We start from the raw sequence: 18,202 nt of genomic DNA on the forward strand, positions 1-18,202 counted from the left end.
TTCGGACGTCGTCCCGCCGAGGCGGGAGCGTTCAGTCCTCGTAGCTCAGCACCATGCCGGGACGCAGCACGCTGCGTGCGGACAGGCCGTTCTTCATCAGCAGCGCCTGCACGGTGATGCCGTAACGTTTGGCGATGTTCCAGGCGGTATCGCCGTCGCGCACGGTATGGGTGTGGCGGGAGCGTGCGCCAGCGCGGGTGGTGCGGCTCGGCGCGGGGCTGTCGTCGGCGCTGGCCACGGTGGTGGCGACCGGGGCGTCGTCCTGCGCCGGCGCTGTGGTGTCCTGGGCCAGCACCGGGCCGCCCACGCTGCGCGGCGCCAGCACCGGCAGTGCGCGCTTGGCGCCGCGGCCGCTGCCCAGGGCCGGGTTCAGCCGTGCGAGCTGGTTGCCCTGCAGCGCCTGGCGCCGTGCCCACTCGTCCAGCGCCATGCCGGCGGGCAGGGTCTGCGCCTGCAGGATCGGCACGTCGCGGTCCAGCGAGGCCATCCATTCGTCGCGGGTCTGCGCCTGTTCCAGCACGCAGGCCAGCGCGTGCAGCTTCTCGACATAGGCGTAGGTGACCGAGGACAGCCCGGGCAGCTTGTCCGGCTGCGCGTTCTGCGCGTTCATGCCGGCGCGGCGCATCGACTGCAGCACGCGGTACTCGCCGGCGTTGTAGGCCATGATCGCCAGGCGCCAGTCGCCGCCGAACATGCCGTGCAGGGTCTTCAGGTAGCGCACCGCGGCGCGGGTGGAGTCGACGGCGGACAGGCGGCCGTCGTAGCCGTTCTCCAGCGGAACGTCGTGATTGCGCGCAGTGCCGGGGATGAACTGCCACAGGCCGGCGGGGCCGCCGCTGTTGCGCGCGGCCGGGCGGTAGCCGCTCTCCACGAACGGGATCAGCGCGAACTCGGTCGGCAGGTTGGCCGCACGCAGTTCGTCGACCACGTAGCCGAACAACGGCAGCACGTCCTCGTCCTCGTCGGCCAGGCGCGAGGGGGCGCGCGAGAACTGCTGCTGCCAGCGCGCATCGGTGGCGCCGGCGTCGCAACGCGCGTCGGCAAGGCCGTCGCGGAAGCGGGCGAGGATGTCGTGCCCGTTACGGGTGGTCGGCGGCGGCAATGCCGCCGCGTCCGTCGGCAGGCCGTTCAGGCCGGCCACGGTCTGCTCAAGTGCCGCCGCAAGCGGGGTCGCGGCCGCCGCGGGGGGCGCCGCCGACGCCATCGCCAGCGTCAGCGCCGCCGTCAACGCCAGCGCCCTCATGCGCGGAAATCGTCTTTCCAGCGCCTCAATTCGGCGAAGACTTCCACTTCGTCGGACACCCCCCGGCCGAGCCGGGCGCCGATCGCCTGCTGGATCGCCGCCGAGGCGGTGCGCAGGAACGGATTGGTCGCCAGTTCGCTGGCGAGGGTGACGGGAACGGTGGGGCGGGCAGCGTGACGCATGGCCTGGGCTTCCTGATGGCGCTGCCGCAGGGCAGCGTTGGTGGGATCGACCGTGACGGCGAATGCCGCATTGGCCAAGGTGTATTCGTGTCCGCAGCAGACCAGCGTCTGCCCCGGGAGGGCGGACAGGCGCTGCAGCGAACCCAACATCTGGGAGGGCGTACCTTCGAACATGCGCCCACAGCCCAGGCTGAACAGCGTATCGCCGCTGAACAGGTGACCGTGGCCGACATAGGCCACGTGCGAGCGGGTGTGGCCGGGGACGGACAGGGTATCGAACTGCCAGTCCAGCACCTTCACGACATCGCCGTCGCCGACCCGCTCGCATGAAAATCCGGCGATCCGCGGGTCGTCCGGCGCGTACACCGGGATGTCCGGCCAGCGTTCGCGCAGCGCCGCCACGCCGCCGATATGGTCGTCGTGATGGTGGGTGAGCAGGATGGCGGCCGGCTGCAGGTCTTGCGCGGCGGCCTCCAGGACGGGGTCGGCCTGGCCTGGATCGACCAGCAACGCACGCCCGTCGTCCGTGGCGATCGCCCAGATGTAGTTATCCTGGAATGCGGGCAGGGCGATCAGTCGCATAGAATTGGCACCATGCCTGCCGTGTCGCTCCCTCGTCAAGCCAACGTCTCATCCTGGTTTGATACGGCCGGGGCGCAGGCGCTGCTCCAGGCCGAGCAGCCGCTGATCCTCGACGCCCTGCTCAAGCGCCCCGCGCAGCCCTGGCTGTGGCTGGCGCCGGTGCCGCTGCCGCCTCCCGGGCGCGAGCTGCCGGGGCGGGGCGTGCGCCTGCACCGCAGTCCGCGCGGCTATGCCGGCGACCTGGTGTGCACGCTGCCGCTGCCGCTGCCCTCGGAGAGCGTCAACGCCATCGTCCTGCAGCACGTGCTCGCCGCCGACGCGGCGGAACTGCTGGAGGAATGCGAGCGCATCCTGATGCCGGGTGGCCGCGTGTGGCTGTTCGCGCTCAACGCGATGAGCCCGTACCGGCTGCGCTGGCGCCGCCAGGGCCTGGTGGCGCGCCCACCGGGCAGTTGGCGCGGCCTGCTGGAGCAGGTCGGCCTGCCGTGCGTGGAGCAGTTGCGCTATCTCGGGCCGGTGTGGCCGACTCGCGGTGGCGTCGGCCCGGCCACCTCCACCGCGCCGCTGCGCGCGGTCTGCATGCTGCACGCGGAAAAACGCACCGCGGCCGGCATCGGCCCCATTCCGCTGCGCGCGCCGGTCCGCTGGCGCGGCTCGGTCGCTTCGATCTGATCTACGGAGTTTCATGAAGACTGTCGACATCCATACCGATGGCGCCTGCCTCGGCAATCCCGGCCCCGGCGGCTGGGCCGCGCTGCTGCGCTACAAGGGACTGGAGCGCGAGGTGGCCGGCGCCGAGGCGCACACCACCAACAACCGCATGGAACTGATGGCCGCGATCATGGCCCTGGAGACGCTCAACGAGCCCTGCCAGATCGTGCTGCACACCGACTCGCAGTACGTGCGCCAGGGCATCACCGAATGGATGCCCGGCTGGGTGCGCCGGCAGTGGAAGACCGCTGGCGGCGATCCGGTCAAGAACCGTGATCTGTGGGAGCGGCTGCACGCCGCGGCGCAGCGGCATACGATCGACTGGCGCTGGGTCAAGGGCCATAACGGCGATCCGGACAACGAGCGGGTCGACCAACTGGCGCGCAACCAGGCCCTGCACGTGCGTGCCGGCGGCGCCGTGGTCGCGCCTTGATCCCGTCTCCCTTTTCCGCTGCGAGTCCCATGCGCCAGATCATCCTCGATACCGAAACCACCGGCCTGGAATGGAAGAAGGGCAACCGCGTCGTCGAAATCGGCGCGGTGGAACTGCTCGAACGCCGCCCCAGCGGACGCAATTTCCACCGCTACCTGCGCCCGGACTGCGATTTCGAGCCCGGCGCGCAGGAAGTCACCGGCCTGACCCTGGACTTCCTCGCCGACAAGCCGGAATTCCACGAGGTGGTCGACGAATTCCTGGAGTTCATCGACGGCGCCGAGCTGATCATCCACAACGCCTCGTTCGACCTGGGCTTCCTGGACTACGAACTGTCGCGGCTGGGCGAGTCCTACGGCCGCATCCTCGACCGCGCCACGGTGATCGACACCCTGCTGCTGGCGCGCGAGCGCTTCCCCGGCCAGCGCAATTCGCTGGACGCGCTGTGCAAGCGGCTGGGCGTGGACAACTCGCACCGGCAACTGCACGGCGCGCTGCTCGATGCGCAGATCCTCAGCGATGTCTACATCGCGCTGACCTCCGGCCAGGAGGAGATCGGCTTCGCCCTGGCCGAGGACGGCGCCGCGCATGCGGCGGCGCAAGGGCCGGCGTTCGACATGACGCGGCTGCTGCCGCGGCCGCGGGTGTTGCCGACGGCCTCGGAGCTGGAAGCGCACCAGGCGCGGCTGGAGAAGCTGCGCAAGAAGGCCGGTCGCGCGTTGTGGGACGACGCCGAGCCGGTCGTGGCGGAAGCGGTGGCCGGCTGAAGGGCGCCTCGAATGACGACGGGACGGATGGTGTAGGGGGCGGCTTCAGCCGCGATGGAGCTTTACCGGAAAGCCCCATCGCGGCTGAAGCCGCTCCTACAGGGCGGTCTGGCCGGATTGAGCGTGAAGAATGCAGTGCCCAGCGGTGCGCTGAGTCGTTTGCGCGGACGGGAGCGGCGGCAGCGCCGCACCGTCCTCAGTGACAGCGCACCAGGATCGCGGTGATGTTGTCCGAGCCGCCTTCGTCCAGCGCGGCGGCGACCAGCATGTCCACGCACTCCTGCGCGCTGCAGTCGTCGTGGCCCAGCGCGTTGGCCAGGCCGGCATCGTCCACTTCCTCGGTGAGCCCGTCGCTGCACAGCAGCAGGCGCATGCCCGGGCGCAGTTCGCCGGTCATCGTGGCCACGTTGAGATGCTGCGGGTCGGTGACGCCCAGCGCCTGGGTGACCACGTTGCGGTGCGGATGGGCGCGGGCCTGCTCGGCGGTGAGCGCGCCCTGCGCGATCAGTTCCTGCACGTAGCTGTGGTCCTGGCTGAGCTGGGCCAGCTTGCCGTCGCGCCACAGATACGCGCGGCTGTCGCCGACCCAGGCGACCTCGAAGCGGTTGCCCTGCACCCGCGCGGCCACCACCGTGGTGCCCATCGGCAGGGTATCGTTGCGGCGCTGCGAGGCGCGGATGATCTCCTCGTCGGCGATGCGGATGGCCTGCGCCAGCGCGGTGCCGCCGCGCACTTCGCGGACGATGGCCTCGCGCGCCAGGGCGCTGGCGACCTCGCCGCAGGCGTGGCCGCCCATGCCATCGGCCACCAGCCACAGCCCCAGTTCGTGGTCGCCGTAGTAGGTGTCCTCGTTGAGGTCGCGGCGCAGGCCGACGTGGGTGAGGTGTCCGAATTCGATCATTGCGCGCCTGCGGCCGGCCGGTGTTTTCTGGGGTCGACGGGCATCATCGCGGTCGCGCGCGGATCAGGCAATCGCCGCGCGTGGCGGCAAGCAGGCGGGGTTCATCGCCCCGTGCCGCGGGGCGCTTGCGGGGCCTCGGCGCCGGGCCGCTTGTCCGCGCGCGGCGGGAACCGTATGATGCACGCCCCCGGTCCGCCGGGGACCACCCGGGAAGGTGGCAGAGTGGTTGAATGTACCTGACTCGAAATCAGGCAGGCGTTTATAGCGCCTCGGGGGTTCGAATCCCCCCCTTCCCGCCAGTTCTTGCGTCTCGCGCTTCTGCGAGGCCGCGTCATCAGGGGCATGACCCCGCGCCGGACCGGCAAACGCCGCTGGCGATGCCATCCGCGCCTGGCGGTAGCCCTGATCAACCTCCGTGTCCCCGCGCCGCGATGATGCCTCAACGGTTCGTGCGCGGCGGTAAGCCCGCATGCTGGGCATCGCCGCCCTGTCGCAGGGCAATCACCACAGCCCCTGCGCGTGGCATGCGTCCGTTTCGTTCGCCGCTTGGGCCGATCCTGCCTCGCCGATGCGGTGCGTCGTGGGGCCTGGATGCCGTCGCGTGCAGGCGCTTCCACCCTGCGTCGGACAAGCCCGTTCTCCCGGTTCATCCATCGTCCAGCGGTCGTGTTCGCATGCTGTCGCCCCCTGGTTTCGGCATTGGCGCAATGGACAGTCGGGTTGGCTTCGAGCGTGCGGATCGACATGCCGACGCGTGTTCCGGCGTCACCAGGGCATTGCAGCGCGCACAGGCAATGAAAATGTCGAGCGCAACTGGGCGTCCGGGATCGCGACGGTGCTTCTCCTTCCTGTGCATCCTGCTGCTCGCCGCGGTCGGTGCCACGGCGCAGCGCGGCGCTGCGGCGCCGATATCGGAGGCCCCGGCGTCCGCGCGCGCGGCAGGGTTCGGACTCAGCGAACGCCCGGATGCCTATGTCGTCGACACCGGGGCGGGGTTGACCTTCGCCGTGCGGCGCATCGCCGGCCGCAGTGGTTTGCAGAGCGCGGGCGGTCTGTGTTCGCTGCGCTGGCATGGCGTCGAGTACCAGGATCCGGCCAAGGACAGCCACGTCAACTCGGGCTTCGCCGGCCTCTATGCGGATGCCGGGCCGGTCGCCGTCGCGGCGCGACAACTCGATGCCGACACGATCCGGGTGACGGTGCGCTCGGGCGATCTGGTCCACTATTACCTGGCCCGGCGCGGCGAGCCGCGCATCTACATGGCCGACCGCTTCAGCAGCGAACCCAAGCCCGGGCTGCTGCGCTTCGTCGTGCGCGTGCCCTGGGTGCTGCTCCCGCATGGTCCCGAACCCGCGGACCTGCACGGGACCGACCGGACGATCGAGGCGCACGATGTGTTCGCCCGCCCGGACGGGCAGACCCGCTCGAAACACTATTCCAACATGCGGCTGCTCGACTGGCGCTACTTCGGCGCGACCGGTGCGCATGTGGGGATGTGGATGGTGCGCGACGACAACGAGGGCGGCTCCGGCGGCCCGTTCTACCGCAGTCTGCTGGACCAGGGCACCGTCGACCAGGAACTGACCTACATCGTCAATTACGGCGAAGGCCAGACCGAGCCGTTCCGTACCGGCGTCCTCGATGCCTACACGCTGGTCTTCACCGATGGCGCGCCGCCGGGGCCGGTCGATACCGGGTGGTTCGCCGGTGCCGGCCTGGACGGCTACGTGCCGCCGGCGGCGCGCGGCGCGGTGGCCGGTACGGCACGCGGACTCGATCCCGCCTTTGCCTACACGGTGGGTTTCGCCTCGGCGCAGGCGCAGTACTGGACCGGCGTCGGCGCGGACGGGCGTTTCGAACGCAGCGGCATGCTGCCGGGCGTCTACCGGGTGACGCTCTACAAGAACGAACTGGCCGTGGCGCAGGGCGAGGCCACTGTGGTGGCCGGCCGTGCCGTGGCCGCCGGGACGCTGCGCGCCGACGATCCGGACCGCGTGCCGGCGTTGTGGCGGATCGGGCGCTGGGACGGCTCGCCGGGCGAATTCTTGAACGGCGACAAGGTGGCGACCATGCACCCGTCGGATGTGCGCATGGCGAGTTGGCGGACTGCGCCATTCACGGTCGGTGCGTCGTCAGCGGCGCAGGACTTTCCCGCGTATCAATGGCAGGACGTGAACGACGCGCTGCACGTGCGCTTCGTCCTCGAGCGCCTGCCGGCGGCGCCGCCGACATTGCGCATCGGCATCACTACCGCCGCTTTTCATGGGCGCCCGGTGCCCGCGATCGGCGGGTGGCAGGCGGCGGTTCCCACGGCGTCGCAGCAACCGACCTCGCGCACGCTGACGGTCGGCACCTATCGCGGCAACAACGCCGTCTATCGCTTCGTCATCCCGTTGTCCGCGTTGAAGGTCGGGAGCAACGACCTGACGTTGAGCGTCGCCAGCGGTCAGCACGGGCAGGGTTTCCTCAGTCCGGGCGTTGCGTACGATGCGATCGATCTGATCCAGGACGTGCCGGCGGGCGTCGCGGCGGCGCGCTGACGTCCGTGCTGCGCTCCAGGCGAGCGCGCCGTCGCGACGCAGTGCCGACGCCGTCTTAAGGCAGAGCCGTTACACTGGCGCGACTTCTGTTTGTGGTGTCTGCCATGTCCGAAATCCTGGTGCCCGTGTCCTTCGGCGAACTGCTCGACAAGATCGCCATCCTGCAGATCAAGTCCGAGCGCATCGAGGATCCGGGCAAGCTGGCCAATGTGCGTGCGGAACTGTCGGCGCTGGAAAAGACTTGGATGGCGCATCCGGCGGCCGGCGGCGACGTGGCGCGCCTGCGCGCGGAGCTGAAGGCGGTCAACGAGCGCCTGTGGGTGATCGAGGACGAGATCCGGATCAAGGAGAAGGCGCAGGCCTTCGACGAGGAGTTCATCAAGCTGGCACGCAGCGTGTACTACGAAAACGACGAGCGCGCGCGGCTCAAGAAGGAAATCAACCTGGCCCTGGGTTCCAGCTACGTGGAAGAGAAGTCCTACCAGGACTACCGCAACGCCTCGGCGTGAGGGCGTTGACCGGGAGGCGTTGCCGCCTCCCGGAACGCCGCGCTTCTCAGTCGCGCGCGACCAGCAGGCCGGTCAGGCGCCGCACCAGCGGCAGCACCAGCAGCAGGGTGGGGAAGGCGACCAGCCAGGACAGCGCCCAGGCGCCGAGCCAGAGCGTGCCGATGCCGGGCGCCAGCCCGACGCTGCGCAGGGTGCTGATCATCGAGACGATGCAGGTCATCAGCACCGACAGCAGCAGCGGGGTCACCCAGGCGGCGTGGCGCGCGGGCAGCTTGCGGGAAAACAGCGGGGAACGTGACATCGAGGACTCTCCGTAAGCCGGTCGATCGAAGGCGCCACCCGCCAACGGCCTGCCAGGCCCGGGCGGGAAACAGCCCCGGACGGATCCGGCGCAGTTGGCGCGTTGATTGACGTAAACGCTTACGGCGGCTCCTGCAGGCCAGGTCGGCGGCAGGACGCGCGGCGGATGGTAGAGCGATGCCGGCGCCGCCGCAACTGGCCTCAATGGCCGTGGTCGGCGCGGTAGCGCTCGAACGCGGCGATCGCGTCGTCCACGCCGATCAGTTCCATCACCCCGTCGAATTCGATCTTGCTGCCCCACTTCAACTGCGCGGCCGGCTTGCCCAGGTACTTGCGCGCGGCGGCGTCGTACTTGTCCACGCAGTAGCGGATATCCGAATACGGGCCGCTGCGGCGCGGGTTGCTGGCCGCGTGCAGGCCCAGCACCTTGGTCCCCATGGCGTTGGCGATGTGCATGGGGCCGGAGTCGGGTGTCATCACCAATGCGGCGCGCTGCAGCAGCGCCGGCAGTTGCTTGAGCGTGTCGCGGCCGACCAGATCCAGCACCGGCGTGCGCGCCGCCGCGACGATGGCGTCGGCGGTGCTGCGTTCCAGTGCGCTGCGGCCGCCGCACAGCACCACCCGCCAGCCCTGCGCGGCGGCATGGTCGGCTACTGCGGCGTAGCGCTCGGCATACCAGTTGCGACGCTGGTGGCTGGAGCAGGGCGAGATCAGCAGCGCGGGACGGCCGTCGTCGGGCCATTGCGCGCGCGCCCAGGCATGGGCGTCCTCGGGCACCGGCAGATCCCAGCGCACCTCGGTCTGGCGCAGCCCCAGCGGCTCGCAGAAGCTGCCGATCGCATCCAGCACGTGGATGCCGGGGCGGTCGGGGATGCGTTCGTTGACGAACAGGCCGTGCAGATCCTTGGAGCGGCTGCGGTCGTAGCCGATGCGGCGGCGCGCCGGCACGAACGCCGACAGCACGTTGGCGCGCAGCGCCACCTGCATCTGCAGCAGCGCGTCGAAGCCTTGTGCCGGCAGTTCGCGGCGCAAGGCGCGCATGCCGGCCAGGCCGCTTCGCTTGTCGTAGGGGTGGAATACCACGCCCGGCAGGCCTTCCAGCAGCTTGTGTCCGGCCTTGTCGATGATCCAGTGCATTGCCGGTGCCTGCGGCCAGGCGCGCTGCAGGGTCCGCACCAGCGGCACCACATGGGTCACGTCCCCCAGCGCCGACAGGCGCAACAGGCACAACGAAGGGAGCGTTGCCGGCATGGTGTTGTTAGACTCGCTGGATGGTTGCATTCGACGCCACCGAAGCGCTGACGCCGTACCGCGAGGGCCGCGGCTACGGGGCCATTCTGTTCGACCGCGAACGACTGCGGCAAGCCGAACCGGCGCTGTTCTCCGCCGCCGCCTGGGCCGAACGCGCCCGCCCGGTGGATGCCGGCGGCCGCGGTGGCGCCTGGTTCGTCGATGCCCCGTTCGGCAGTTGCGTGCTGCGCCAGTACCGCCGCGGCGGCCTGGTCGCCCGGCTCGTCCGCGACCGCTACCTGTGGACCGGCGCCGACCGCACCCGCAGCTTCGCCGAGTTCCGGCTGATGCGCGCGCTGATCGCGCGCAAGCTGCCGGTGCCGCGGCCGTTGGCGGCGTGCTACCTGCGCCAGGGCCTGCGCTATCGCGCGGCGATCCTGATGGAGCGGCTGGAGGGCGTGCGCTCGCTGGCCGATTGCGCGCGCATCGCCGGCCGCGGCGCGCCGTGGGAGGAGGCGGGACGGCTGATCGCGCGCTTCCATCGCGCCGGCCTCGACCATGCCGATCTCAATGCCCAGAACATCCTGTTCGACGGCAACAACCGCGGCTGGCTGATCGATTTCGATCGCGGCGTGCTGCGCATTCCCAGCACCCGCTGGCGCGAGCGCAACCTCAGGCGGCTGCGTCGTTCGCTGCTGAAGCTGCGCGGCGAGCGCAGCGTCGATGCGGTGGAGAAGGACTACGCGCGCCTGCGCCGCGCCTACGACCTGGCCTGGGAGCGCGGCTGCTGATGACGGACTGGGCGCTGCGCTTCCAGGGTGTGGGCAATGCCTCGGCGGTGTCCCTGGGCTCGCCGATGGCCACCATCGAGCGCGATGGCCGGCCGTGGCTGACCATCGACTGCGGCGGCGAGGGCCTGACCGCCTACCAGGCGCACTACGGCGCGATGCCGCAGGCGCTATTCGTTACCCATGTGCATCTGGACCACGTCGCCGGCTTCGAGCGGCTGTTCGTGGACAGCTATTTCTCCGCGCGCCGCGGCAAGGTGCGGCTGTATGTGCCGGCCACGGTGGTGCCGCTGCTGCACCGCCGCGTGGCCGACTATCCGAACGTGCTGGCCGAGGGCGGGGCCAACTTCTGGGATGCGTTCCAGCTGATCGCGGTGGGCGATGCGTTCTGGCACGAGGGCGTGCGCCTGGAGGTGTTCCCGGTGCGTCACCACTGGCCGGAGACCGCCTATGGCCTGCGCCTACAGGGCGCGCTGGTGTGGAGCGGGGATACCCGGCCGATCCCGGAAATGCTGAACCGGTATGCCGACGACGGAGAGCTGGTGGCCCACGACTGCGGTCTTCACGGCAATCCGTCGCATACTGGGGTCGACGACCTGGAGCGGGAATACCCCGCCGAGCTGCTGCGACGGACCATGCTCTACCACTACGCCAGCGACGACGATGCCGAGGCCCTGCGCGCGCGTGGCCACCGCGTGGCGCGCCCGGACGAGTGCGTGGCGCTGGCCGCGCCGCGCGCGCCGCAGGTGCCGGCGGGATGAACGCGCTGCCGCGCCCGCCGTTCGCGTCGGCGACGCCGGCGGACCGGCGCGGACGACCGTTGCGCGACCTGCGCCTGTCGGTGATCGAGGCGTGCAACTTCCGCTGCGGCTACTGCATGCCGGCCGACAAGGTGCCGGACGATTACGGCTTCGACGCCGCGTCGCGGCTGTCGTTCGCGCAACTCGAAACGGTGGCCCGCGCCTTCGTGCGCAACGGCGTCAACAAGCTGCGCCTGACCGGGGGCGAGCCGCTGCTGCGCCGCGATCTGCCCGAGCTGGTGCGGCGGCTGGCGCGCATTCCGGGTGTGGACGATCTGGCCATGACCACCAACGGCGCGCTGCTGGCGCGGCACGCGCAGGCCTTGCGCGAGGCCGGTCTGCGTCGGGTCACGGTCAGCCTGGATGCGATCGAGCCGGCGGTGTTCCGAAAGATGTCCGGCGACCGCGGCGAGATCGCCCAGGTGCTGGAGGGCATCGACGCGGCGGTCGCGGCCGGGCTGGGGCCGGTCAAGCTCAACTGCGTGGTCCAGCGCGGCATCAACGACGACCAGGTGCTGCCGTTGCTGGCGTATTTCCGCGGCAGCGGCCACGTGTTGCGCTTCATCGAATACATGGACGTGGGCACCTGCAATGCCTGGCGCCGCGAGCGGGTGGTGCCGGCAGCAGAGCTGCGCGACCGCATCGCCGCGCGCTGGCCGCTGCAGGCGCTGGCGCCGCATTACCCTGGTGAAGTCGCCGCGCGCTACGCCTTCGCCGACGGCGGCGGCGAGATCGGCTTCGTCACCTCGGTCAGCACGCCGTTCTGCGGCGATTGCCACCGCGCCCGCGTGTCCGCCGATGGCCATCTCTACACCTGCCTGTTCGCGGGGGAGGGCACCGACCTGCGGCCGGCGCTGGCCGGTGGCGAGGAGGCGCTGGCCGAGCGCGTGCGTGCGCTGTGGGAGCGCCGCGACGATCGCTACAGCGAACTGCGTGGCGCGGCGTCGGCCACGCGCGGCAAGCACGTCGAAATGTTCCTGATCGGCGGTTGAGCCATGGACGCCGCCGTGCAAGGCGCGCTGGTTGCGCTGGAACTGGAGTTGCTGGAGCCGGCGGTGCGCGCCTCGTCCGAGCGCGTGGCCGAACTGCTCGACGACGCCTTCGTCGAGTTCGGTGCCTCCGGCCGCTGTTTCGACAAGTCGGCAGTGCTGCAGGCGTTGGCGGCGGAAGCGGGCGACGTCCGCTTCCGCACCCTCGATATCCAGGTGCAGTCGTTGTCGCCGGATCTTGCGCAAGTGCGCTATCGCAGCGAGCGTAGCGGCGGTGGCGAACCGCCGCGGCAGGCGCTGCGCAGTTCGCTTTGGCAGTATCGCGACGGCCGATGGCGCATGCTGTTCCACCAGGGCACGCCGATTCCCGGCGGCGCCTGAAGATCGCGCCGTGGGAGCGGCAGCGCAGTCCATGACCAAGAAGACCTCCATGTCCGCGCGCGCAACCGCGCCGGCGCTGACCCATCTGGACCCGCAGGGACTGCCGACCATGGTCGACGTCTCCGCCAAGGTCGCCACGGCGCGCGTGGCGGTGGCCGAGGCGCAGGTGCGCTTTCCCGCGGCGGTGGCCGCGCAATTGCGCGCCGATGCGCTGCGCAGCGCCAAGGGCGGCATCGTCGACACCGCGGTGATCGCCGGCACGATGGCGGTCAAGCGCACCCACGAACTGATTCCGTTCTGCCATCCGCTGCCGATCGACGGCTGCCGCTTCGCCATCGACTGGCGTTCGCCGCAGGTGCTGGGCATCGAGTGCACGGTGCGCACCGTGCACCGCACCGGCGTGGAGATGGAGGCGCTGACCGGCGCCAGCGTCGCCGCGCTGACCGTCTACGACATGTGCAAGGTGCTGACCCACGCGATGACCATCGGCCCGGTGCGGCTGGTCGGCAAGCGTGGCGGCAAGCGCGACGTCGGGAGCGTGGCATGAGCGCAGAGGTGACCGTGCTGTACTTCGCCAGCCTGCGCGAGGCCGCGGGCCTGGAGCGCGAACAGGTGCGCACCGATGCGCCGGACCTGCGCGCGCTGTATGCCGAACTCGATGCCCGTCATGGCCTGCGCTGGCCGCTGGATCGGTTGCGGGTGGCGGTGGACGGCGCCTTCGTCGGCTGGGACGAGGCGGTGCGCGACGGCAGCGAAGTGGTGTTCATCCCGCCGGTCTCGGGAGGCTGAGCCGTGTTCACCGAACCGCGTTTCCGCCTGGCCGGCCACCCGCTCGACATCGCCACGCTGCGCGCCCCGCTGGCGCACGCCCAGGCCGGCGCCTACGCCAGCTTCGAAGGCTGGGTGCGCGACCACAACGACGGCCGCGCGGTGGATGGCCTGCACTACGAGGCCTACGTCGCGCTGGCCGAGGCCGAGGGGCAGCGCATCGTCGACGAGGCCCTGGCCCGCTTCGCCATCCTCGACCTGCGCTGCGTGCACCGCATCGGCGACCTGGCGATCGGCGACCTGGCGGTGTGGGTCGGCGTGGCCGCCGCGCATCGCGGCGCAGCGTTCGACGCCTGCCGCTACGTCATCGACGAGGTGAAGGCGCGCGTGCCGATCTGGAAGCGCGAACGCTATCGCGACGGCGATGCTGGGTGGCTGCATCCGGAGACGCAGGCGCTGTCACGCGGATAGCGGCGCGCGCGATCATGCGTTGATCGCTGATGTCGTAAGGGAGGGTGGCACCCCCGTCGGCTGACCGCGCCAAGTGAATCGTGCCGCCGTGCGGATTCTTGTGCCGTCGCCACGGCCGGAACGAATGAAATGCCGGGATGGCAGTTGCTTTTTTGCGGGCGCAGTCGTGGCGTGCAATCAGGGCTGATTGCACGTCGTCGTAGAGGAGGGTGGTAACCCCGCCGGCTGACCGCGCCAGGTGAACCGTGCCGCCGTGCGGATTCTTGTGCCGTCGCCACGGCCAGAACGAATGACGTGCCGGGATGGCAGTTGCTTTTTTGCAGGCGCAGTCGTGGCGTGCAATCAAGGCTGATTGCGCGTCGCCGTAGAGGAGGGTGGTAACCCCGCCGGCTGACCTCGGCGCCCGCATCGATCGATACCGTTGCTGCCTTCCGGCCCTGGCGGGGTTTTCGACCTAGCGTCGCGAGGGGCCGACGGGGCCACCATAGAGACGAAACCGCGCCAGTGGCGCGGTCTTTCCCTTTGAGTTCTTGCGCCAGTGGCGAAGCAACTCTGCGAGGGAAGCACATTCGAATCTGGCGGAGAGAGGGGGATTCACTCGGCATCTTCGATGCCTCGCCCTGCGGGCGGCTTCGCCGTGCAGGTGGCTACGCCACCTGTCGAACCCGGGGGTTCTCACCCCCTCCCAGGCGCCGGCGAAACTCACGCGACTGGGCCATCTCAACACTTTCAATCTGGCGGAGAGAGGGGGATTCGAACCCCCGAAGCGCGGTTTAGACGCTTACACACTTTCCAGGCGTGCTCCTTCAACCACTCGGACACCTCTCCGGGTCTTGCGCGGGCCATGCGGTCCGGGCAAGGGCGGGAATTCTAGCCGTCATGGCCGCCGTTCACAAGGCGAATCGCGGCTGCCGCGCTGACCGGCGTCACCTTCGCCCTGTTCATCATCGCAGGCAGCCCTGCGCCGGAGCTGGCGCGCGTCGGGACGGCGGCTGACCGATCGCAGTGGTCCGGCGTGGCACAATGGCGGTTCAGATGAAGACGGTCGCCTGATGTCCTATCTCGTTCTCGCCCGCAAGTGGCGCCCCAAGCGTTTCGCCGAGCTGGTGGGGCAGGAGCATGTGGTCCGCGCGCTCACCAACGCGCTGGACAGCGGCCGGGTGCACCACGCGTTCCTGTTCACCGGCACCCGTGGCGTCGGCAAGACCACCATCGCGCGCATCTTCGCCAAGTCGCTGAACTGCGAGCAGGGCACCAGCGCCGACCCGTGCGGCCAGTGCGCGGCCTGCCTGGACATCGATGCCGGCCGCTACATCGACCTGCTGGAGATCGACGCCGCGTCCAATACCGGCGTGGACGACGTGCGCGAAGTGATCGAGAACGCGCAGTACATGCCCTCGCGCGGCAAGTTCAAGGTCTACCTGATCGACGAAGTGCACATGCTCTCCAAGGCGGCGTTCAACGCGCTGCTGAAGACACTGGAAGAGCCGCCGGAGCACGTGAAGTTCCTGCTCGCCACCACCGACCCGCAGAAGCTGCCGGTGACGGTGCTGTCGCGCTGTCTGCAGTTCAACCTCAAGCGCCTGGACGAGGAGCAGATCCAGGGGCAGATGACCAAGATCCTGGCCGCCGAGCAGATCGAGGTGGATGCCTCGGCGATCGTGCAGCTGGCCAAGGCCGCCGACGGCAGCCTGCGCGATGGCCTGTCGCTGCTCGACCAGGCCATCGCCTATGCCGGCGGTGCGCTGCGCGACGAGGTGGTGCGGGCGATGCTGGGCACGGTCGACCGCACCCAGGTCGGGGCGATGCTCGATGCGCTGGCCGATGCCGATGGGCAGCGGTTGCTGCAGGTGGTGGCCGGGCTGGCCGAGTTTTCGCCCGACTGGGGCGGAGTGCTGGAGGCGCTGGCCGAGGCCCTGCACCGCATCCAGGTGCGGCAACTGGTGCCGGGCGCGGCCACGCCCGCGCTGGATGGCCTGGACCCGGCGCCGCTGGCCGAGCGTCTGCGTCCGGAGATCGTGCAGCTGTGGTACCAGATGGCGCTGAACGGGCGCCGCGACCTGTACCTGGCGCCGAGCCCGCGCGCCGGCTTCGAGATGGCGCTGCTGCGCATGCTGGCGTTCCGTCCGATGGGCGCCGTGGCGCTGCCGGCCGGCAGCGCGACCGGTGCGGCGGCGCAAGGGCACGGTACTGCGCCGGCCGCTGCGGCCAGTGCGCCTGCCGCGGCGACGGCGGCACCGGCCGCGGTGGCTGTCGCTGCCCCGGCGGCGCCTGCCGTTGCCGCGCCGGCGCCGGTTCCCGCTGCGCCCGTGGCGGCTGCGCCCACCGCCACAGTGGCCCCGCTCGATCCGCCCTGGGATCCGCCGGCAGCGCCAGCGGCGGCGCGCCCTGTTCCGTCCGTGCCGGTCGCCGCGCCGGTGCCAGCGGTCGTGCCGGCCGCGGCCGCCGAACCGGAAATGGCGATGGTGCCGCCGCTGGCGCAAACGCCGCGTACCCATGCCGCCGTCTCCGACACGCCGCGTGCGCTGCACAGTGCCGAGGACTGGCTGGAACTGGTCGCCGATTGCGGCCTGAACGGCCCCTCGCGGCAGCTCGCCGCCAATGCCGCCTTTGTCAGCCATGCCGAGGGCGTGCTGCGGCTGTCGCTGTCGCCGGGCTTCGAATACCTGCAGTCGGAGCGCTCGCTCGGCGAACTGGCCGCGGCCCTGGCCGACGCGCTGGGGCAGCGCCCGAAGATCGTCATCGAAAGCGGCATCGCGGTCGATGCCGAAACCCTGCATGAGCGCTCGCACCGGCAACGCGGCGAGCGCCAGAACGCGGCCGAGACCGCGTTCATGAACGACCCGGCGGTGCAGGCGCTGATCCAGCAGCAAGGCGCGCGGGTCGTCCCCGATTCCATCCGTCCCTACGATGAGTGAACCACGATGCGCGGCAATATCGCCCAACTGATGCAACAGGCGCAGAAGATGCAGGAAAACCTGCAGCGCGCCCAGGAAGAACTGGCCCAGCTCGAAGTCACCGGCAGCGCCGGCGGCGGCATGGTCACCGTGACCCTGACCGGCGCCAAGGAGTGCCGCAAGGTGCGGATCGATCCGAGCATCCTGGCCGACCAGGAAATGGCCGAGGACCTGATCGCCGCCGCCTTCAACGACGCCTCCAACAAGATCGACGCCGAATCCAAGGCGCGCATGGGCGCGGCCACCGCCGGCATGCCGATCCCGCCGGGAATGAAGCTGCCGTTCTGAGGGCTGGGATTCGGGAGTGGGGATTCGGGATTCGCGGTTTCTCGCGAGCGCGCTGCATCTCCTGCTTCGGTGAATCTCCCGCGTAGGAGCGGCTTCAGCCGCGACGGGCGTTACCGGTAATGCCTGTCGCGGCTGAAGCCGCTCCTACGGAATGTTCCGCGTTTCACGGGATCGCGTGACAACGACTTGGTGGTGGATAGCCCGCTGTAATTCCCAATCCCGAATTCCCAATCCCGAATCCCCAACCGCAATGAGCTCGCCGCTGCTCGAACAACTGATCGATGCGTTCCGCGTGTTGCCTGGCGTCGGCCAGAAGACCGCGCAGCGCATGGCCTATCACGTGCTCGAGCGCGAGCGCGAGGGTGGGCAGCGCCTGGCCGAGCGGCTGCACGAGGCGATCGAGCGCATCGGCCATTGCGCGCAGTGCCGCGATTTCAGCGAAACCGAGGTCTGCGCGATCTGCGCCAGTCCCGCCCGCGATCGCCAGCAGCTGTGCGCGGTGGAATCGCCGGCCGACCGGCTGGCGATCGAGCACGCCACCGGCTACCGCGGCCTGTACTTCATCCTGCAGGGTCGGCTGTCGCCGCTGGACGGGATCGGCCCGCGCGAACTGGGTCTGGACCGGCTGAGTGCGCGGCTGGCGCAGGGCGAGGTGGCCGAACTGATCATCGCCACCAACTCCACGGTCGAAGGCGAGGCCACCGCGCATTACCTGGCGCAACTGGCGCGCCAGCACGGCGTGCGGCCGAGCCGGCTGGCGCAGGGGCTGCCGCTGGGCGGCGAGCTGGAGTACGTGGATCGCGGCACGCTGTCGCACGCCTTCGGCAGCCGCAGCGAAGTGCCGCGCGCCGGCGCCGGCGAGTAAGCGCCGCACGCGGCTGCGGCGCGACGCCGAATTGGGCTATAACGGCGGCCCCTTCTTTCGTTCCGGGCGCGCTTCATGGACACCATCTTCGGCAAGATCATCCGTCGCGAAATTCCGGCCAGCATCGTCTACGAGGACGACGCCGTACTCGGCTTCAAGGACATCGCGCCGCAGGCGCCGGTGCATGTGCTCTTCATCCCCAAGCAGGTGGAGATTCCGACCCTGGACGACCTGGCGCCGGAGCAGGCGACCCTGGTCGGCCGGCTGGTGCTGGCCGCGGCCAGCTATGCGCGCGAGCAGGGCCTGGCCCAGGACGGCTACCGGGTGGTGATCAACTGCCGCGAGCACGCCGGGCAGACCGTCTTCCATCTGCACCTGCATCTGCTCGCCGGCGCGCCGCTGGGACGCTTCGGCACGCCTTGAGCCGCGGCTGGCGCGAACGTGCAGGCATAAAAAAACGCCGCTGGGATCAGCGGCGTTTTTCGTTGCGGCGCAAA

Annotated in this window: 21 protein-coding genes, 2 tRNA genes and 1 other RNA gene; 17 read left to right on the forward strand and 7 right to left on the reverse strand. The window is 70.2% G+C overall.

The genetic code is table 11. The annotated features are described in order from the left end of the window. Nucleotides 1–31: 31 nt before the first annotated feature. Nucleotides 32–1,243: a lytic transglycosylase domain-containing protein gene (locus PG878_RS04775; protein ID WP_209031995.1), complete on the reverse strand. Its 1,212-nt coding sequence runs from the start codon at nucleotides 1,241–1,243 to the stop codon at nucleotides 32–34. Beyond that, nucleotides 1,240–2,007, reverse strand: coding sequence for a hydroxyacylglutathione hydrolase (gloB, locus tag PG878_RS04780; protein ID WP_209031996.1), 768 nt, complete (start codon nucleotides 2,005–2,007; stop codon nucleotides 1,240–1,242). The genes PG878_RS04775 and gloB overlap by 4 nt, the downstream gene beginning before the upstream one ends. A 12-nt stretch (nucleotides 2,008–2,019) precedes the next feature. Here gloB and PG878_RS04785 point away from each other — a divergent pair, with 12 nt between their 5' ends. From PG878_RS04785 to dnaQ, 3 genes are read left to right on the forward strand one after another with little or no spacing between them, the layout of a single operon-like run. Further along, entirely contained in the window at nucleotides 2,020–2,679 is a 660-nt protein-coding gene (locus PG878_RS04785; protein WP_209031997.1) for a class I SAM-dependent methyltransferase, read from the forward strand. Between the two features lie 13 nt (nucleotides 2,680–2,692). After that, entirely contained in the window at nucleotides 2,693–3,151 is a 459-nt protein-coding gene (gene rnhA, locus PG878_RS04790; protein ID WP_010341132.1) for a ribonuclease HI, read from the forward strand. A 29-nt stretch (nucleotides 3,152–3,180) separates the two neighbouring features. Then, nucleotides 3,181–3,918, forward strand: a complete 738-nt coding sequence (dnaQ, locus tag PG878_RS04795) for a DNA polymerase III subunit epsilon (RefSeq protein ID WP_209031998.1) — start codon at nucleotides 3,181–3,183, stop codon at nucleotides 3,916–3,918. A 196-nt stretch (nucleotides 3,919–4,114) separates the two neighbouring features. Here the strand turns inward: dnaQ and PG878_RS04800 are convergent, their stop codons facing one another. After that, the gene (locus tag PG878_RS04800; RefSeq protein ID WP_017907821.1) at nucleotides 4,115–4,819 is read right to left on the reverse strand and encodes a PP2C family protein-serine/threonine phosphatase; all 705 of its coding nucleotides are present in this window, start codon (nucleotides 4,817–4,819) and stop codon (nucleotides 4,115–4,117) included. Between the two features lie 208 nt (nucleotides 4,820–5,027). Between PG878_RS04800 and PG878_RS04805 the strand changes: the two genes are divergently transcribed. The 3 genes from PG878_RS04805 to PG878_RS04815 all read left to right on the forward strand — a co-directional run bounded on the left by PG878_RS04805 (nucleotide 5,028) and on the right by PG878_RS04815 (nucleotide 7,868). Beyond that, nucleotides 5,028–5,118, forward strand: a tRNA-Ser gene (locus PG878_RS04805). Nucleotides 5,119–5,493: 375 nt separating this feature from the next. After that, entirely contained in the window at nucleotides 5,494–7,359 is a 1,866-nt protein-coding gene (locus PG878_RS04810) for a rhamnogalacturonan lyase B N-terminal domain-containing protein (protein WP_244672689.1), read from the forward strand. Between the two features lie 104 nt (nucleotides 7,360–7,463). Next, nucleotides 7,464–7,868 carry a DUF6165 family protein gene (locus PG878_RS04815; protein ID WP_017907820.1) on the forward strand — a complete coding sequence of 135 codons (405 nt, stop codon included), beginning with the start codon at nucleotides 7,464–7,466 and terminating at the stop codon, nucleotides 7,866–7,868. A gap of 46 nt (nucleotides 7,869–7,914) precedes the next feature. Here the strand turns inward: PG878_RS04815 and PG878_RS04820 are convergent, their stop codons facing one another. Together PG878_RS04820 and PG878_RS04825 are read right to left on the reverse strand one after the other, a co-directional pair. Further along, on the reverse strand, nucleotides 7,915–8,169 hold the full coding sequence (locus PG878_RS04820; protein ID WP_209031999.1) for a DUF2798 domain-containing protein: 255 nt from the start codon (nucleotides 8,167–8,169) through the stop codon (nucleotides 7,915–7,917). A gap of 200 nt (nucleotides 8,170–8,369) precedes the next feature. After that, complete coding sequence (locus PG878_RS04825; RefSeq protein ID WP_209032053.1) at nucleotides 8,370–9,419, reverse strand: glycosyltransferase family 9 protein; 1,050 nt, start codon at nucleotides 9,417–9,419, stop codon at nucleotides 8,370–8,372. A 20-nt stretch (nucleotides 9,420–9,439) separates the two neighbouring features. On the opposite strand from PG878_RS04825, the gene PG878_RS04830 reads away from it, so the two are divergent. From PG878_RS04830 to PG878_RS04860, 7 genes are read left to right on the forward strand one after another with little or no spacing between them, the layout of a single operon-like run. Continuing rightward, the gene (locus PG878_RS04830) at nucleotides 9,440–10,189 is read left to right on the forward strand and encodes a 3-deoxy-D-manno-octulosonic acid kinase (protein ID WP_209032000.1); all 750 of its coding nucleotides are present in this window, start codon (nucleotides 9,440–9,442) and stop codon (nucleotides 10,187–10,189) included. Continuing rightward, nucleotides 10,189–10,947, forward strand: coding sequence for an MBL fold metallo-hydrolase (locus PG878_RS04835; RefSeq protein ID WP_209032001.1), 759 nt, complete (start codon nucleotides 10,189–10,191; stop codon nucleotides 10,945–10,947). Before PG878_RS04830 ends, PG878_RS04835 begins: the two co-directional genes overlap by 1 nt. Beyond that, entirely contained in the window at nucleotides 10,944–11,978 is a 1,035-nt protein-coding gene (gene moaA, locus PG878_RS04840; RefSeq protein WP_209032002.1) for a GTP 3',8-cyclase MoaA, read from the forward strand. Before PG878_RS04835 ends, moaA begins: the two co-directional genes overlap by 4 nt. Before the next feature lie 3 nt (nucleotides 11,979–11,981). Continuing rightward, a complete protein-coding gene (locus PG878_RS04845) occupies nucleotides 11,982–12,356 on the forward strand; it encodes a nuclear transport factor 2 family protein (RefSeq protein WP_209032003.1) in 375 nt (124 codons plus the stop codon). Nucleotides 12,357–12,405: 49 nt separating this feature from the next. Further along, nucleotides 12,406–12,903 carry a cyclic pyranopterin monophosphate synthase MoaC gene (gene moaC / locus PG878_RS04850; RefSeq protein WP_209032004.1) on the forward strand — a complete coding sequence of 166 codons (498 nt, stop codon included), beginning with the start codon at nucleotides 12,406–12,408 and terminating at the stop codon, nucleotides 12,901–12,903. Then, nucleotides 12,900–13,145: a MoaD/ThiS family protein gene (locus tag PG878_RS04855; protein WP_048490141.1), complete on the forward strand. Its 246-nt coding sequence runs from the start codon at nucleotides 12,900–12,902 to the stop codon at nucleotides 13,143–13,145. Before moaC ends, PG878_RS04855 begins: the two co-directional genes overlap by 4 nt. 3 nt (nucleotides 13,146–13,148) lie before the next feature. Next, a complete protein-coding gene (locus PG878_RS04860; RefSeq protein WP_209032005.1) occupies nucleotides 13,149–13,595 on the forward strand; it encodes a molybdenum cofactor biosynthesis protein MoaE in 447 nt (148 codons plus the stop codon). A 380-nt stretch (nucleotides 13,596–13,975) separates the two neighbouring features. Here the strand turns inward: PG878_RS04860 and ffs are convergent. Both ffs and PG878_RS04870 read right to left on the reverse strand, forming a co-directional pair. Then, an RNA gene (gene ffs, locus PG878_RS04865) (signal recognition particle sRNA small type) lies at nucleotides 13,976–14,072 on the reverse strand. A gap of 258 nt (nucleotides 14,073–14,330) precedes the next feature. Then, nucleotides 14,331–14,423: transfer RNA gene (locus PG878_RS04870), tRNA-Ser, on the reverse strand. 224 nt (nucleotides 14,424–14,647) lie between these two features. Here PG878_RS04870 and dnaX point away from each other — a divergent pair. The 4 genes from dnaX to PG878_RS04890 all read left to right on the forward strand — a co-directional run bounded on the left by dnaX (nucleotide 14,648) and on the right by PG878_RS04890 (nucleotide 18,128). After that, the gene (gene dnaX / locus PG878_RS04875) at nucleotides 14,648–16,513 is read left to right on the forward strand and encodes a DNA polymerase III subunit gamma/tau (RefSeq protein ID WP_209032006.1); all 1,866 of its coding nucleotides are present in this window, start codon (nucleotides 14,648–14,650) and stop codon (nucleotides 16,511–16,513) included. A gap of 6 nt (nucleotides 16,514–16,519) precedes the next feature. Continuing rightward, the gene (locus PG878_RS04880) at nucleotides 16,520–16,840 is read left to right on the forward strand and encodes a YbaB/EbfC family nucleoid-associated protein (protein WP_160966219.1); all 321 of its coding nucleotides are present in this window, start codon (nucleotides 16,520–16,522) and stop codon (nucleotides 16,838–16,840) included. 250 nt (nucleotides 16,841–17,090) lie between these two features. Beyond that, the gene (gene recR / locus PG878_RS04885; RefSeq protein ID WP_209032007.1) at nucleotides 17,091–17,705 is read left to right on the forward strand and encodes a recombination mediator RecR; all 615 of its coding nucleotides are present in this window, start codon (nucleotides 17,091–17,093) and stop codon (nucleotides 17,703–17,705) included. A gap of 75 nt (nucleotides 17,706–17,780) precedes the next feature. Further along, a complete protein-coding gene (locus PG878_RS04890) occupies nucleotides 17,781–18,128 on the forward strand; it encodes a histidine triad nucleotide-binding protein (RefSeq protein ID WP_010342491.1) in 348 nt (115 codons plus the stop codon). The last annotated feature ends 74 nt before the right edge of the window (nucleotides 18,129–18,202 follow it).

Source organism: Xanthomonas hawaiiensis, assembly GCF_031834635.1.
Classification (GTDB): Bacteria; Pseudomonadota; Gammaproteobacteria; order Xanthomonadales; family Xanthomonadaceae; genus Xanthomonas_A; species Xanthomonas_A sacchari.

Excerpts from the sequence above, each read along its gene's own strand:
- PG878_RS04835 (WP_209032001.1), top strand. The coding sequence starts at position 10,189 with ATGACGGACTGGGCGCTGCGCTTCCAGGGTGTGGGCAATGCCTCGGCG.
- PG878_RS04815 (WP_017907820.1), top strand. The coding sequence starts at position 7,464 with ATGTCCGAAATCCTGGTGCCCGTGTCCTTCGGCGAACTGCTCGACAAG.
- PG878_RS04775 (WP_209031995.1), bottom strand. The coding sequence starts at position 1,243 with ATGAGGGCGCTGGCGTTGACGGCGGCGCTGACGCTGGCGATGGCGTCG.
- PG878_RS04785 (WP_209031997.1), top strand. The coding sequence starts at position 2,020 with ATGCCTGCCGTGTCGCTCCCTCGTCAAGCCAACGTCTCATCCTGGTTT.
- dnaX (WP_209032006.1), top strand. The coding sequence starts at position 14,648 with ATGTCCTATCTCGTTCTCGCCCGCAAGTGGCGCCCCAAGCGTTTCGCC.
- PG878_RS04855 (WP_048490141.1), top strand. The coding sequence starts at position 12,900 with ATGAGCGCAGAGGTGACCGTGCTGTACTTCGCCAGCCTGCGCGAGGCC.
- PG878_RS04880 (WP_160966219.1), top strand. The coding sequence starts at position 16,520 with ATGCGCGGCAATATCGCCCAACTGATGCAACAGGCGCAGAAGATGCAG.
- PG878_RS04830 (WP_209032000.1), top strand. The coding sequence starts at position 9,440 with ATGGTTGCATTCGACGCCACCGAAGCGCTGACGCCGTACCGCGAGGGC.
- rnhA (WP_010341132.1), top strand. The coding sequence starts at position 2,693 with ATGAAGACTGTCGACATCCATACCGATGGCGCCTGCCTCGGCAATCCC.
- PG878_RS04845 (WP_209032003.1), top strand. The coding sequence starts at position 11,982 with ATGGACGCCGCCGTGCAAGGCGCGCTGGTTGCGCTGGAACTGGAGTTG.
- PG878_RS04800 (WP_017907821.1), bottom strand. The coding sequence starts at position 4,819 with ATGATCGAATTCGGACACCTCACCCACGTCGGCCTGCGCCGCGACCTC.
- PG878_RS04810 (WP_244672689.1), top strand. The coding sequence starts at position 5,494 with ATGCTGTCGCCCCCTGGTTTCGGCATTGGCGCAATGGACAGTCGGGTT.
- PG878_RS04890 (WP_010342491.1), top strand. The coding sequence starts at position 17,781 with ATGGACACCATCTTCGGCAAGATCATCCGTCGCGAAATTCCGGCCAGC.
- recR (WP_209032007.1), top strand. The coding sequence starts at position 17,091 with ATGAGCTCGCCGCTGCTCGAACAACTGATCGATGCGTTCCGCGTGTTG.
- PG878_RS04825 (WP_209032053.1), bottom strand. The coding sequence starts at position 9,419 with ATGCCGGCAACGCTCCCTTCGTTGTGCCTGTTGCGCCTGTCGGCGCTG.
- moaA (WP_209032002.1), top strand. The coding sequence starts at position 10,944 with ATGAACGCGCTGCCGCGCCCGCCGTTCGCGTCGGCGACGCCGGCGGAC.
- dnaQ (WP_209031998.1), top strand. The coding sequence starts at position 3,181 with ATGCGCCAGATCATCCTCGATACCGAAACCACCGGCCTGGAATGGAAG.
- gloB (WP_209031996.1), bottom strand. The coding sequence starts at position 2,007 with ATGCGACTGATCGCCCTGCCCGCATTCCAGGATAACTACATCTGGGCG.
- moaC (WP_209032004.1), top strand. The coding sequence starts at position 12,406 with ATGTCCGCGCGCGCAACCGCGCCGGCGCTGACCCATCTGGACCCGCAG.
- PG878_RS04820 (WP_209031999.1), bottom strand. The coding sequence starts at position 8,169 with ATGTCACGTTCCCCGCTGTTTTCCCGCAAGCTGCCCGCGCGCCACGCC.